Source organism: Roseibium hamelinense (assembly GCF_007830545.1).
GTDB lineage: Bacteria > Pseudomonadota > Alphaproteobacteria > Rhizobiales > Stappiaceae > Roseibium > Roseibium hamelinense.
Window position 1 is genome coordinate 242,520 of sequence record NZ_VLLF01000009.1, and the last position, 13,077, is coordinate 255,596.

A 13,077-nucleotide genomic window follows, 5' to 3' on the forward strand; every position below is an offset into this window, starting at 1 on the left:
AACTTCCGGGATCAGAAATCCGTGAGCAGTTAACGGCAATTGAAGCTTTTGCGCCTGACGGGAATGGCAGAACACATTAGTGTCTCGCCAAATACGAAATTCAGAGGACAGAAAATGCTGCCACGGCGCTTTTGGCACGAAATGACAACCGTTGATTTTGAAGATCCTACTGCCGGTGACTGGATCGCAGTATTACCTGTTGCTGCCATCGAACAACATGGTCCACATCTGCCCGTATTCACGGATACAGCTATTGCTGAGGGTCAAGTGAAACGTGTCCTAGAACTGCTCCCCGATCATATACCGGCCACGTTTTTACCAACCCAAGCTATTGGCAAATCCAATGAACATATATCTTCGCCTGGAACTCTCACACTGTCTTGGGACACAGTCACGCGCGCCTGGATCGAACTTGGTGAGAGCGTTGCGCGAGCCGGCATCCGCAAAATGGTTCTTATCAACTCTCATGGCGGAAACGTACCGGTAATTGATACTGTGGCGCGTGAGTTGAGGATTTCACATGAAATGCTGGTGGTTGCTACCGCGTGGGCACGGTTTGGCCAGCCGGACAACCTATTTCCTGAAGACGAATTCGCATATGGGATCCACGGCGGCGATATCGAGACCTCACTAATGCTGCATCTTCATCCAGAGCTTGTGAGAATGGAGCTCGCGGAAGACTTCGGGTCGGCGCAGCAGGAATATATAAAAGAGTTTTCTTATCTACGAGGTCATGGAAAACACCAATATGGCTGGAAGGCGCAGGACCTCAATCCAAAAGGCGCGCTGGGAAATGCTCTCAACGCGCATGCCGAAAAAGGAGAGGCGTCGCTCGACCATGCTGCTCACGGATTTGTCGAGTTGTTAAAAGACGTGCACGAATTTGATCTCACGCGGCTCTGGAGTACGCCTAAAAGCTAGCTTCACCAAGGAATGGCTTTGCCGTGATGGTCGAAAAAACAACCTGTTTGATCGGGACTTAGTCCGTCAATAACATGGAGGAGGCGTCCGGCGGCCGTCGTAGCGTCCTGCACATCGAGACCGCTTTTGCTAAAGGGTTTCGAAAGTCTGGTATCAACCGTTCCAGGATGAAGCGCAACACATACCGCGTTTTTGTTTTTGCGCGACAACTCAATTGCAGCAGTGCGAACAAACTGATTAAGCGCCGCCTTCGACGCCCGGTAGCTGTACCAACCGCCGTAGTGATTGTCTTCGATTGATCCGACGCGTGCCGAGAGGGTTGCAAAAACCGATTTCTGATCTCGGGCAAGTAAGGGCAAGAAATGCTTCATAAGCAGCGCTGGACCGGTTGCATTGATTGCAAATGCATGGGTCATGTCGTCCGGATCAAGAGACTTGTATGATTTTTCGGGCGCATACCCCTCCCAACTCAAAACACCTGTCGCATCAATCACCAACTGCACTTCCTGGCCAAGGTCCGAGCAATAGCGAACGGCATCCGCAATGCTCTTTTCGTCAAGCAAATTGACCGGAGGAGTGCTTGAGCGGCTTAATCCCACAACACGCGACCACAAGCCGCTTTTATCCAGCTTTTTTAAAAGCGCTGTCCCGATCCCACCGCTGCTTCCAATAACAATCGCTTGCCCGAGTTTCATGATTTCTCCGTTCAAAAACAAAGGCGGACAACTAATTGCTGTCTAGAAAACATCAAGGAGCAGGGATTTGTCATAAAGACCCCTGAACCGATGATGCGGTATTAAGCTGGCTTAATTGCAATAGCAAAAAACCATCGGCCCGCCGAATATTCCAGCCGTCTTGTTATTTTTGCATCGAGGTTTGGTTTGAGATACCCAACTTGCTAACCGGAAGGGGTTGCAGGAATAACCCCCTCCACAAACTAATGCAGGTTGGCAATTCTCTTCCCTGCATGTGCCGGACGAAGACGGCTCCGTTCATAAACAAACCGAATTTCGCGACGTTGCGAACTATGATTTTGAATTGACAGACAATACATGTCTGATGCACCTATTTGTCCCATGACAATTTGGCCACCAGATAAAAACGACCTTAAACGACCCGCCTATCAATCACTTGCGGAATGGGTTGCATCTGCGATCCGCGACAACACACTCAAACCCGGCTTGCGACTGCCTACCCATCGGGAGCTCGCTTACCAAATTGGCCTCAGTATCCACACTGTAAGTAGGGCTTACGAAGAGCTGGTTCGGCGGGGGCTTATAGTCGCGCATGTAGGGCGCGGAACGTTTGTACGCGGTGAAGACAATGAGTCAAAAACGCCCTTCGTCACGGATTCGGCTCAGGAAAGCCTCATTGATTGTTCAATTTTGAAACCCGTTTGTGCGGATGTTCATCTTCAGACCATGCAATCAGCTTTACTGGGTCTCGGCACCGAACTCAGGCGATCCGTTGTGACTTCTTTCCGTCCGGCAAATGCTTTGCAGCCATACACCCCATCCTTTGAAAAATGGCTACAAACTTGCGGGCTGGAAACGTCGGTAGGCAGTGTACTGGTCACAAATGGCAACACTGCCGCCATGACAATAGCTCTCATGACAGTTGCAAGAAGTGGTGATGTCATTGTGACGGAAAAGCTCGGGCATCATACACTGAAGGCGCTCGCTGCTTACCTAGGCTTACGGCTAAAGGGACTGGACACCGACCGGGAAGGCATTCTGCCAGACGATTTCCACCGGGCCTGCCAAGACGGAACGGTTCGGGCACTATACGTAATGCCGTCAGGACTGAACCCTACGGCCGCGATGATGGGCACTGAACGCCGCCAGGATATCGCAGCAATTGCTCGGCGTTTCGACGTAAAAATCATTGAAAACGATGCCTGGGGACCACTTCAAACGAACCGTCCAGAACCAATCGCTCATATTGCGCCAGAACGGACATTTTACTTCACGGGGTTTTCCAAATGCCTCATGCCGGGACTGCGCATCGGCTGCCTTGTTGTTCCGACATCTGCGATCTCAGCGAGTGCAAATAGGCACCTGGCAACGAATTGGATCGCAACGCCTTTAATGGCGGAGATTGCGGCAAATTGGATTGTAGATGGCACAGCAGACGCGCTCCTAGAATGGCAAAAGCAGGCTTTGAATGAACGCAATATGATTGCAGCAAAAGAACTGGCATCCTCATCCTATGCATCCAGCCCAAACGGACTGCATGTTTGGCTCTCCCTGCCAGAAACATGGACCGAGCAGGAATTCGTCGCACAGGCCCACTTAAACGGTGTCGCAGTCGCGCCAGGATCAGTTTTTGCAGTTGCGCCTGACACCCAAAGCCGAGGCGTCCGAATCTGCCTTGGCAGTCCATCGACGGAGGATTTGGAAAGGGCACTGCGGATTTTAGCGCAATTGGCGCAAAGCGTACCGGAACCAGTCGCATTGGCGCTTTAACCGGCTGCCAAACGAAATTGTCATGCTTCAATTTTAAAATTGACATGGTTTTATTTCTCAACCACCGTACTAGAGGTTGGGTCTGATGCAGCATAATTCATCAGAGCGCTTCACCTTCAAATAAAACTAAACAATGGATCCGAACGGGAAGCCGGTATGAAGAGTCCGATGATCCAGCAGTTACCTCACAACGTTTCGTTCGAGGGCCTTCCTGCGCCAAAACGAATAGGCCTCATTGCGCTTGCGACCGACCAGACAGCAGAACGCGATTTCGCTCGAATCTGTGACCCCGATGAAGCCGCCGTGTATGTCTCACGGGTGCCATACGAAAACCCCACCACAGTGGAGAACTTGCGCCTGATGGGTCCCCGCCTTAAGGATGCGGCCGATCTCATTTTGCCTGGACAGCCACTTGATGTGGTCGCCTACGGCTGCACGTCCGCTTCAGTCATCCTTGGCAACGAAACTGTTTTTCGGGCACTCAAGGCCTCCAAACCGGCCGCTGCTTACGTAACGCCAGCGTCTGCCGCATACGATGCATTCACAGCCTTAGGCGTCCAAAATCTCAGCATTCTAACCCCCTACAGCGCTGCTGTGTCGGGAGACGTACTTGCCTATTTTCGCCAGCAAGGGTTTGACATCACCTCGTCCTGCCATCTGGGACTGGACGACGATCAAGTCATGGCGCATGTCAGCCATCAGAGCTTGATCGACGCGGCCGAAGCAACCGTCACAAGCGAAACAGACGGGCTATTCGTCTCCTGTACGGCCCTTCGTTCGATGGAAAGTATCGACCGAATCGAACAACGCCTCGGCAAATATGTGGTGACTTCAAACCAGGCTATGATCTGGCGGTCGTTGAGGCTTGCAGGCATTTCCCGTCCCATTCCAGGCTTTGGTCGGCTTTTTCACCTATGACTAATTTTCAAAAAGAGAGATGTTGGCTGAAAGACAGCAAGATCCGTCTTCAGGACATCTACATGGCCAGGCAACGGATCCACGGCCGTGTAAACCGCACGCCGTTGGTTAAATCCGACGCGCTTTCACAACTGTGCGGCGCCGAGGTGCTTTTGAAACTGGAGCACCAACAACGGACTGGAAGTTTCAAACTTCGCGGCGCAACGAACGCAATTGTCAAACTATCTGATGAGGAGCGGGAGAAAGGCATCGTAGGCGCGTCGACCGGTAACCACGGCCGTGGACTGGCCTACGCCGCGGCTCGGGCAGGAGCGCGCTGCGTGATCTGCATGTCTCGTTTGGTACCTGAGAACAAAGTCGCCGCCATCCGGGACCTTGGTGCTGAAGTGCGCATTGTCGGCAGTTCCCAAGACGATGCCCAAGAAGAAGTCGACCGTTTGGTTGTAGAAAGGGGGATGACCATGCTGCCACCTTTCGACCATCCGGATGTCATCGCTGGACAGGGTACACTTGGCTTGGAGATCCTCGAAGACGCTCCTCAGGTCGATACGGTTTTGATTCCGCTTTCAGGTGGAGGGCTGATCTCGGGTATTGCGCTTGCCATGAAGTCGGCGAACCCGTCAATCCGCGTGTTCGGCATATCAATGGACAGGGGAGCGGCGATGATCGCGAGCATCAATGCGGGCAAACCGGTCAAGGTTGAAGAATATCCAAGTTTAGCGGATTCGCTGGGTGGCGGGATCGGTTTGGAAAATAAGTACACATTCAACATGGTTCGAGATCTCGTCGACCAGTGCATCACGGTAGACGAGGCTCAAATTGCTGCCGCCGTACGCCATGCATACTGGGAGGAGCAGCAAGTCATTGAAGGGGCTGGAAGCGTTGGAATTGCCGCGCTTCTTTCCAAAAAGATTCATAACCCAGGCCGGTGCATAGTGCTCTTAAGCGGAAGCAATATCGACATGGCTCTACACAAACGCTTGATCGATGGTGAAAACGTCGATCTATCCAGTACGTAAGCCGCAGGGGAACCAATTCATGTCCGAAATAAGCATTTTGACTGAAGCAGACCTGCGTCGCGTCATCTCGCTGGATACAGCTTCGGTAGATTGCATCGAAACCGCGTTTCACCTTTTGGCCACTGAAAAAGTCGTTATGCCGCCGGTACTAAGTTTTCACATTCCTGAACACAACGGCGAGATCGATGTGAAGACCGCATATGTTCCCGGAATCGACTCTTTCGCTATAAAAATGAGCCCCGGATTTTTCGACAATCCAAAGCTTGGTCTTCCAAGTCTAAACGGTCTAATGGTGCTGTTTTCTTCACATACAGGGCTGGTCGAAGCGCTTCTGTTGGACAATGGCTATTTGACAGATGTTCGCACTGCAGCCGCTGGCGGTGTTGCGGCAAAATGGTTGTCTAGAAAAGATTCAAAAAGCGTTGGCATTTTAGGGGCTGGCACCCAAGCTCGTCTGCAGCTCAAAGCTCTCACCTTGGTGCGCGAGATTGAAGAGGCATTTGTTTGGGCGAGAGATCCTGCAAAAGCGTCAGCCTTTTCCGAACGTTGTGCCAAAGATCTCGGCATCCCGGTAAGATCCGCGGCGACGATTGATGAGGTAGCAGAACAGTCGGATATTCTCGTTACAACGACCCCCTCCAAGGAATCCCTTTTGTCGGCCAAGCACTTGCGGCGTGGTATGCATGTCACGGCGATGGGCTCAGACGCAGACTACAAGAACGAATTGGCTCCGGAAGTAGTCAGTAAAGCCGATCTGTTCGCATGTGATCGTTTGGAGCAATCTCGCACGCGCGGCGAGCTACGCGCCGCCCTCGCAGCAGGCGTAGTCGCTCCAGATGCCGCCTTTCCAGAGCTAGGCGAGATCATCGCTATGGGGAAATCTGGCCGACAATCAAATGATGAAATTACGGTTTGCGACCTAACCGGAACCGGAGTTCAAGACACGGCGATCGCCACACTGGCCCGAAGCCGGGCAACCACTGCCGGTGCCGGCACTCGTTTTCAAAGCTGACGCTCACGGGAGAGTCCCTTGCCAGATATCGAACTTCCCTTCAGCCGCGCAGAATATGATGACCGCTTAACCAAGGCCCGCAAAGCGATGGAGACCAAGGGCATTGACCTTTTGGTCGTGACCGATCCGTCCAACATGGCTTGGCTCACCGGCTATGACGGCTGGTCGTTCTATGTACACCAGTGCGTTTTGGTTTCAATGGATGGAGAACCGTTCTGGTACGGCCGTCAGCAAGATGCCAATGGCGCAGTGCGCACCGTCTATATGCATGAGGACAATATTCTCTTTTATCCGGATCATTATGTTCAATCGACCGAACGTCATCCGATGGAACACCTCAGCAAAATTATTCATGAAAAAGGCTGGGCCAGCCGGCGCATTGGCGTGGAGATGGACAACTACTACTTCTCAGCCGCCGCCTACGCGACCTTAGTTACACACCTACCGAACGCTAGATTCACCGACGCAACCGCGTTGGTCAATTGGTGCCGGTCAGTCAAGTCCGAGCAAGAACTGACTTATATGCGGACTGCCGGGCGGATCGTGGAATTGATGCATCATCGGATCTTTGACAAAGTCGAACCGGGCATGCGCAAGTGCGATCTTGTTGCCGAAATCTATGATGCCGGCATCCGTGGTATTGATGGCCTTGGTGGCGATTATCCCGCAATTGTTCCTCTCTTGCCATCCGGGAGTGATGCGGCAGCGCCCCATTTGACATGGGACGACAGGCCCATGAAAAAAGGCGAAGGTACTTTCTTCGAGATTGCCGGGTGCTATCGCCGCTACCACGCACCACTCTCACGCACTGTATTTCTCGGCAAGCCGCCTCAAACCTTCATCGATGCCGATAAAGCTGTTCAAGAAGGCATGATGGCCGGCCTTGAAGCCGCGCGCGCTGGCAACAGGTGCGAAGATATTGCCAGCGCGTTTTTTGCGGTTCTCAAGCGCCATGGCATCATCAAAGACAATCGGACAGGCTACCCAATCGGGATAAGCTATCCACCAGACTGGGGCGAGCGCACCATGAGTTTGCGCCCAGGTGATACAACCATTCTACAAGCAGGCATGACATTTCATTTCATGACCGGACTCTGGATGGATGATTGGGGTATGGAAACCACAGAAAGCATTGTCATTACCAATGGTGAGGCGGAATGCCTTGCCTCGGTGCCCCGCGAGCTGATGGTGAAAGCATGACTTTGCTTCGAGACAATCCGATTACTTTGACCGTCGATTTGGAACAGGAAGGGGTCCAGCACGGCTTTATGAAGCTGCCGCATTCTCATGACGCGTCCGCATGGGGATCACTCATGATCCCGATTACTGTTGCCAAGAATAGTACAGGACCAACCGTCTTGTTGACCGGCGGCAATCATGGTGATGAGTATGAAGGCCCGCTTGCTTTGTTTGATCTTGCGAACCAGATTTCCGGTCTCGACATAAACGGCCGTGTAATCATTGTTCCCGCAATGAACTTACCGGCTTTCCGAGCAGCAAAAAGAACGTCACCACTGGATGGTGGAAATTTGAACAGGCTGTTCCCTGGGAAGCCGGACGGGACAGTTACCGAGAAAATTGCCGATTACTTCCAACGCACGCTGTTGCCGATGGCCGACTACGTTCTGGACTTTCATTCAGGCGGCCAAACGCTGGACTTCGTCCCATTTTGTGCAGCACATGTCTTGGAAAATAAAAGTCAACAAGACCAATGTGTTGCAGCGATGCGGGCATTTAATGCTCCATACTCAATTATGCTGTTAGAAGTAGATGCCGTCGGCATGTTCGACACCGCCGCAGAAGAAATGGGTAAAGTGTTCATTTCAACCGAGCTTGGCGGAGGCGGCGCGCCACAGCCTCAACATGTCGCTGTTGCTAAGCGTGGCATTGTAAACCTTCTAAAACACGTCCATGTGCTCGAAGGGGAGCCCGACAAAACCCCAACAATTAATCTCGATATGCCGGACGGGCGTTGTTACGTGTCATCCGAGAGCGACGGCTTGTTCGAACCCTGCGTTGAGCTTGGGATGCGGGTAAAAAAGGGCCAAACGGTCGCCAGAGTTTTTGACCCGACCCGGACAGGAACGCGCCCGGTGGTTTATGAAAGCCCACTGGATGGCATTTTCATCGCTCGTCATTTCCCTGGCTTGGTGAAAATGGGTGACATTATTTGTGTGGTGGCCGTTGAAGTCTAATTTTCAGAGTTCCAGGGGAGCAAATAACAACCGGGTGAATCGGTGCTTTTTGGACCAGGTCAAGCAACCCAAGGAACGGTACTGTGCTCCTGTTGCTCACATACTCAACGGTCGCTGCACAACCCCTTCAAATCCGAACGGTTACGCCCCCGGAGATATTGCCGAAACAAATTGGATCAACAATGGGTGTACAGCGTGAAAGATGATTAAGCTCGACGATCGCGATTTGAAGATCCTTTCCGTTTTGCAAAAGGAGGGTCGCATAGCGAAAACTGCGTTAGCAGCCAGAGTTAATTTGTCACCCACTCCATGTTGGGAACGCTTGAAGCGAATGGAAAATGCTGGCGTAATCGAAGCCTACTGCGCACAAATTGCGCCGAATGCCTTTGGTCCGCTATCGATCGTTTTCATGCAGGCCGAACTGTCCAGCCACATGGCTGAGGATTTCGATCGGTTCGAGCGAGCAATTGCAGATATTGAAGAGATCGTCGAATGCTGGGCGGTTGGTGGAGGCTTCGATTATCTACTCAAGTTTGCTTGCCGCGACATCAACGCCTATCAACGCTGCGTCGATGATTTGCTTATGCAAAACATCGGACTTAATCGCTACTTCACATATGTCGTTACGAAAGGCGTAAAGCTGCTTCCGATACCTCCTGTTCCACGAAATTCATCTGTATCAGGATAAAAGGAGAAATCGTCTAATTCAGCGCCGACTGGCAGAAGAATCGACCAAAACCATCAGACAAAACAGAGACACTGTCGGCGAATAAGTGGCTAGTTTCTTCCGCAACATAACTGCGGAGTTTTGCATGGCTACGGACGCTTTACCTATGGAACGGGTAACGGAGCTGGATCGTTTGAAAGATCCGCGCCTCCTAAAAGAGTTTGCATATGTGAACGGTGAGTGGCGGGCTGCTAATTCAGCGAAGGTGATCAAAGTAACTGATCCAGCAACCGGCCACAGCATTGGTAACGTTCCGTCTCTCAGCAACATTGAAAGCCAGGCCGCCGCCAAAGACGCTCAAAAAGCATTTTCCGGATGGGCGGAAAAATTACCCCAAGAGCGGGCTGACATCTTGCGCCGTTGGCACAACCTACTCATCGAAAACACAGAGGACTTGGCTCTGATAATGAGCCTTGAGCAGGGCAAACCAATATCTGAAGCACGCGGCGAAATCGGCTACGGAGCATCATTCGTGGAGTATTTTGCCGAACAGGCGAAGAGACCGGACGTTATGAGCGTCACCTCCCATTTGCCAAACGCCGAAGTCGAGGTTTGGCTTGAACCGGTCGGCGTTGCAGCGCTGGTGACACCATGGAATTTTCCATCGGCGATGATCACGCGCAAGGCCGCTGCAGCCCTTGCGATCGGTTGTCCCGTCCTAGTTCATCCATCCAACGAAACACCGTTTTCCGCACTTGCGCTTGCCGAGTTGGCAGATCGGGCAGGGTTTCCGTCTGGCGTGTTCAATGTCTTGACGGGACAATCGGCCGATATTGTTGCGCCATGGACAGCGGCAACTGAAGTAAGGGCACTATCTTTTACCGGGTCGACGGAAATAGGACGGTTGCTCTACGCACAATGTGCACAGACTATAAAGCGCGTAAGCTTGGAATTAGGAGGGCATGCGCCTTTCATTGTTTTCGCAGATGCCGACCTCGACCGCGCGGTCGAAGAAGCAATCAGCGCTAAATTCGCCACGTCTGGGCAGGACTGCCTAGCGGCAAACCGAATTTTTGTTGAAAGCCATGTTTACAAATCCTTTTGTAAAAAGTTTGCCGGCAAAACCCAGGCGCTAACCGTTGGGCATGGCCTGTCAGACCCCGATATCGGGCCGCTCATGAATTCGAAGTCTGTTGCTAAACAAGCCGAGCATGTGCGGGATGCGATAGATAGGGGTGCAAGACTTTTGTGCGGCGGATACCAGCTTTCAGAGCTCGGCCCCAACTACTTTGCACCGACTGTGTTGGCCGATGTCCCAGTAGAGGCGCTGGCTATGCGCGAGGAAACGTTTGGTCCGGTCGCCCCCATCACGTCCTTTGAAACAGAAGACGAGGTTTTAAATAGAGCGAACGCGACCGAATACGGGCTGATGGCTTATTTGCACACGCGTGATCCATCTCGGATCTATCGAATGAGCCGGCGACTGCAATTCGGCATGATTGGGATCAATAGAACGAAAGTGACTGGTGCCCCGATTCCTTTTGGCGGCATGAAACAATCCGGAATTGGTCGAGAGGGATCACAAAGCGGCCTGCAAGCCTTTGCGGATGTCAAATATGTGTGCCGAGACTGGTCATAACCGGCAAAATTTTCTGCATGAAAACTAGGAGGCAAATTGGTGCTTAAAAACGATCAGCTTGATCATTGGGATCGTGAAACATTTCTACACCCATCTACAAATTGGGGGCAATTTGCCCGTGGTGATGCACCAAACCGGATCGTGACGGGGGGAAAAGGCGTATACATCAAAGACCGCGATGGAAATCAGCTGCTTGACGGCTTCGCAGGTCTCTATTGTGTAAATGTCGGCTATGGCAGATCGGAAATAGCGGACGCAATAGCAGAGCAGGCAAAGGAGCTTGCCTATTATCATGCCTATGTCGGGCACGGCACCGAGGCATCCATTACTCTGTCCCAGATGATCATCGACCGAGCTCCGCCTAACATGAGAAAAGTCTATTATGGCTTATCTGGCTCCGATGCGAATGAAACCAACATCAAGCTTGTCTGGTATTACAACAATGTGCTGGAACGGCCAGAAAAGAAAAAGATAATCTCTCGATGGCGAGGATATCACGGCTCTGGTCTAATAACAGGTTCCTTAACCGGCCTAGAACTTTTTCACAAACAATTTGATCTGCCGTTGCCGCAAGTTCTTCACACTGAAGCGCCCTACTATTTTCGGCGCCCCGATGCATCAATGAGTGAAATGGAGTTCTCGGCACAATGCGCGGCCCGACTTGAAGACTTAATCTTGACTGAAGGGCCTGAAACGATCGCTGCTTTTATCGGCGAACCAGCGCTCGGGACTGGCGGGCTTGTTCCACCTCCATCCGGTTATTGGGATGCGATCCAATCGGTATTGCGTAAGTATGATATTCTTCTGATTGCTGATGAAGTCGTGACCGGTTTCGGCCGTTTGGGGTCAATGTTTGGATCGGAGCACTATAACATTGAGCCGGATATCATTACTTCGGCAAAGGGGCTCACCTCTGCCTACGCTCCTCTTTCGGCTTCCATTGTTTCAGAGCGCGTTTGGCAGGTTCTTGAACGCGGTACTGATACGTTTGGCCCTATAGGGCACGGCTGGACCTACTCAGCACACCCCATTGGCGCTGCTGCCGGCGTCGCAAATCTCAAGTTGGTGGATAGTCTTGAGCTAGTACGGAATGCATCGGATACGGGAGCATATTTTAAAGCAACACTGATCGAAGCTTTGGGGAGCCATCCTAATGTAGGCGAAGTTCGGGGAGACGGGCTTTTGTTGGCAGTTGAGCTTGTCGAAGACCGGGAAAAACGCACATTCTTTGATCCGTCTCGCGCAATTGGTGCAAAAGTCGCTGCGCATCTGCTCCAAAAAGGAGTGATTGCGCGCGCAATGCCGCAAGGGGACATTCTTGGGTTTGCTCCACCATTGTGTATTTCCCGGGAGGAAATTGACACAATAGTCTCCGCTATGGCGGACGCAGTCCAAAACGTGCTCAATTTCCCTTGATTTCGGGACCTGACTAAAGGGCCTGTCGCAAACTTATAGTCGGCACAGGCCCATTTGTCTTTCGTGACTCAATTATCCCGAGAACGCCATGAACCGTCGGTAAGCGCGAACACCGGCTACGTTCAGCTGCCGATTTATGAATCATTTGAACCGCCTCAACGGCGCACAAGGTGGTTTTTGCTGAAGGAAAAACCTTGGATCCCATAAATCGGTCTAGTCAGTTACATGACGAGCCGGTGATCCTGTTCAGCGATGTCGACCCGGTATTTCAGCCGGACAACGTTGATGAAAGACCACCTACAGCCGGTGAGCAACGCATGCAGATCGTTTTTGCAGATGCTTTATAACTTTTCATCGGGGCCATCTGACCCGCAAGACTGACATATGGGCCCCTTCCTCAGACAACCACCCGCATTTTTTTGCAGGTTTGATGATTTTGGACACAGAGCCCCGGATGTTCGAGGCTTTGTTTGTTATGATTTGGTTTCGGGATCCTGATTTGTCTTTTTTGGCGTTCTGCGTCGGGCGCAGCGCTCCTTGATGGGGCGCGCTGAGGGTCTGACCAATATCCCCGGCCCGAATACACAAAAGGCCGCCCTTTTTGGCGGCCATTTTTGTATTTGGTTGCGGGAGCAGGATTTGAACCTGCGACCTTCAGGTTATGAGCCTGACGAGCTACCGGGCTGCTCCATCCCGCGTTAAGGTGGAGGCTATCGTTGAAGAGGTGTGCTGATGGGTTTGCACACTTTGATTGAAGAGATGCACTCAAGTAGGCGTTAGCCGATCGTGCACTGAAGTGTCCAAATTGCGCTTTGCAGGCCTGGC

12 protein-coding genes and 1 tRNA gene are annotated in these 13,077 nt (G+C 52.0%); 11 read left to right on the forward strand and 2 right to left on the reverse strand.

The features are described 5' to 3' along the window. Nucleotides 1–114: 114 nt before the first annotated feature. The gene (locus JM93_RS18010) at nucleotides 115–921 is read left to right on the forward strand and encodes a creatininase family protein (RefSeq protein ID WP_145346242.1); all 807 of its coding nucleotides are present in this window, start codon (nucleotides 115–117) and stop codon (nucleotides 919–921) included. A gap of 2 nt (nucleotides 922–923) precedes the next feature. Here JM93_RS18010 and JM93_RS18015 read toward each other — a convergent pair whose 3' ends face one another. Continuing rightward, nucleotides 924–1,616 (reverse strand): SDR family NAD(P)-dependent oxidoreductase, encoded by a 693-nt coding sequence (locus JM93_RS18015; RefSeq protein ID WP_145346244.1) that lies wholly within the window; start codon nucleotides 1,614–1,616, stop codon nucleotides 924–926. 381 nt (nucleotides 1,617–1,997) lie between these two features. Between JM93_RS18015 and ehuR the strand changes: the two genes are divergently transcribed. From ehuR to JM93_RS21805, 10 genes are all read left to right on the forward strand, one after another. Continuing rightward, entirely contained in the window at nucleotides 1,998–3,386 is a 1,389-nt protein-coding gene (gene ehuR, locus JM93_RS18020) for a MocR-like ectoine utilization transcription factor EhuR (RefSeq protein WP_155197656.1), read from the forward strand. A gap of 156 nt (nucleotides 3,387–3,542) precedes the next feature. Beyond that, nucleotides 3,543–4,304: a maleate cis-trans isomerase family protein gene (locus JM93_RS18025; protein WP_145346247.1), complete on the forward strand. Its 762-nt coding sequence runs from the start codon at nucleotides 3,543–3,545 to the stop codon at nucleotides 4,302–4,304. Continuing rightward, nucleotides 4,301–5,323, forward strand: a complete 1,023-nt coding sequence (gene eutB, locus JM93_RS18030; protein ID WP_145346249.1) for a hydroxyectoine utilization dehydratase EutB — start codon at nucleotides 4,301–4,303, stop codon at nucleotides 5,321–5,323. Before JM93_RS18025 ends, eutB begins: the two co-directional genes overlap by 4 nt. Before the next feature lie 19 nt (nucleotides 5,324–5,342). After that, nucleotides 5,343–6,335: a cyclodeaminase gene (locus JM93_RS18035; protein WP_145346251.1), complete on the forward strand. Its 993-nt coding sequence runs from the start codon at nucleotides 5,343–5,345 to the stop codon at nucleotides 6,333–6,335. Between the two features lie 18 nt (nucleotides 6,336–6,353). After that, nucleotides 6,354–7,535, forward strand: a complete 1,182-nt coding sequence (doeA, locus tag JM93_RS18040) for an ectoine hydrolase DoeA (RefSeq protein WP_145346252.1) — start codon at nucleotides 6,354–6,356, stop codon at nucleotides 7,533–7,535. Continuing rightward, complete coding sequence (gene doeB, locus JM93_RS18045) at nucleotides 7,532–8,530, forward strand: N(2)-acetyl-L-2,4-diaminobutanoate deacetylase DoeB (RefSeq protein WP_145346254.1); 999 nt, start codon at nucleotides 7,532–7,534, stop codon at nucleotides 8,528–8,530. The genes doeA and doeB overlap by 4 nt, the downstream gene beginning before the upstream one ends. Before the next feature lie 202 nt (nucleotides 8,531–8,732). After that, nucleotides 8,733–9,218 (forward strand): Lrp/AsnC family transcriptional regulator, encoded by a 486-nt coding sequence (locus JM93_RS18050; protein ID WP_145346256.1) that lies wholly within the window; start codon nucleotides 8,733–8,735, stop codon nucleotides 9,216–9,218. 124 nt (nucleotides 9,219–9,342) lie between these two features. Continuing rightward, nucleotides 9,343–10,836 carry an NAD-dependent succinate-semialdehyde dehydrogenase gene (locus tag JM93_RS18055; protein WP_208995284.1) on the forward strand — a complete coding sequence of 498 codons (1,494 nt, stop codon included), beginning with the start codon at nucleotides 9,343–9,345 and terminating at the stop codon, nucleotides 10,834–10,836. Between the two features lie 39 nt (nucleotides 10,837–10,875). Then, nucleotides 10,876–12,252, forward strand: a complete 1,377-nt coding sequence (locus tag JM93_RS18060; protein ID WP_145346258.1) for an aspartate aminotransferase family protein — start codon at nucleotides 10,876–10,878, stop codon at nucleotides 12,250–12,252. A gap of 170 nt (nucleotides 12,253–12,422) precedes the next feature. Then, nucleotides 12,423–12,599, forward strand: coding sequence for a hypothetical protein (locus JM93_RS21805; protein ID WP_155197658.1), 177 nt, complete (start codon nucleotides 12,423–12,425; stop codon nucleotides 12,597–12,599). Nucleotides 12,600–12,873: 274 nt separating this feature from the next. Here JM93_RS21805 and JM93_RS18065 read toward each other — a convergent pair. Beyond that, nucleotides 12,874–12,950, reverse strand: a tRNA-Met gene (locus tag JM93_RS18065). Nucleotides 12,951–13,077: the final 127 nt, after the last annotated feature.

Bases quoted from the DNA above. Each gene is read 5' to 3' on its own strand.
- JM93_RS18010 (WP_145346242.1), top strand. From the start codon at position 115: ATGCTGCCACGGCGCTTTTGGCACGAAATGACAACCGTTGATTTTGAA.
- JM93_RS18015 (WP_145346244.1), bottom strand. From the start codon at position 1,616: ATGAAACTCGGGCAAGCGATTGTTATTGGAAGCAGCGGTGGGATCGGG.
- ehuR (WP_155197656.1), top strand. From the start codon at position 1,998: ATGACAATTTGGCCACCAGATAAAAACGACCTTAAACGACCCGCCTAT.
- JM93_RS18025 (WP_145346247.1), top strand. From the start codon at position 3,543: ATGAAGAGTCCGATGATCCAGCAGTTACCTCACAACGTTTCGTTCGAG.
- eutB (WP_145346249.1), top strand. From the start codon at position 4,301: ATGACTAATTTTCAAAAAGAGAGATGTTGGCTGAAAGACAGCAAGATC.
- JM93_RS18035 (WP_145346251.1), top strand. From the start codon at position 5,343: ATGTCCGAAATAAGCATTTTGACTGAAGCAGACCTGCGTCGCGTCATC.
- doeB (WP_145346254.1), top strand. From the start codon at position 7,532: ATGACTTTGCTTCGAGACAATCCGATTACTTTGACCGTCGATTTGGAA.
- JM93_RS18050 (WP_145346256.1), top strand. From the start codon at position 8,733: ATGATTAAGCTCGACGATCGCGATTTGAAGATCCTTTCCGTTTTGCAA.
- JM93_RS18055 (WP_208995284.1), top strand. From the start codon at position 9,343: ATGGCTACGGACGCTTTACCTATGGAACGGGTAACGGAGCTGGATCGT.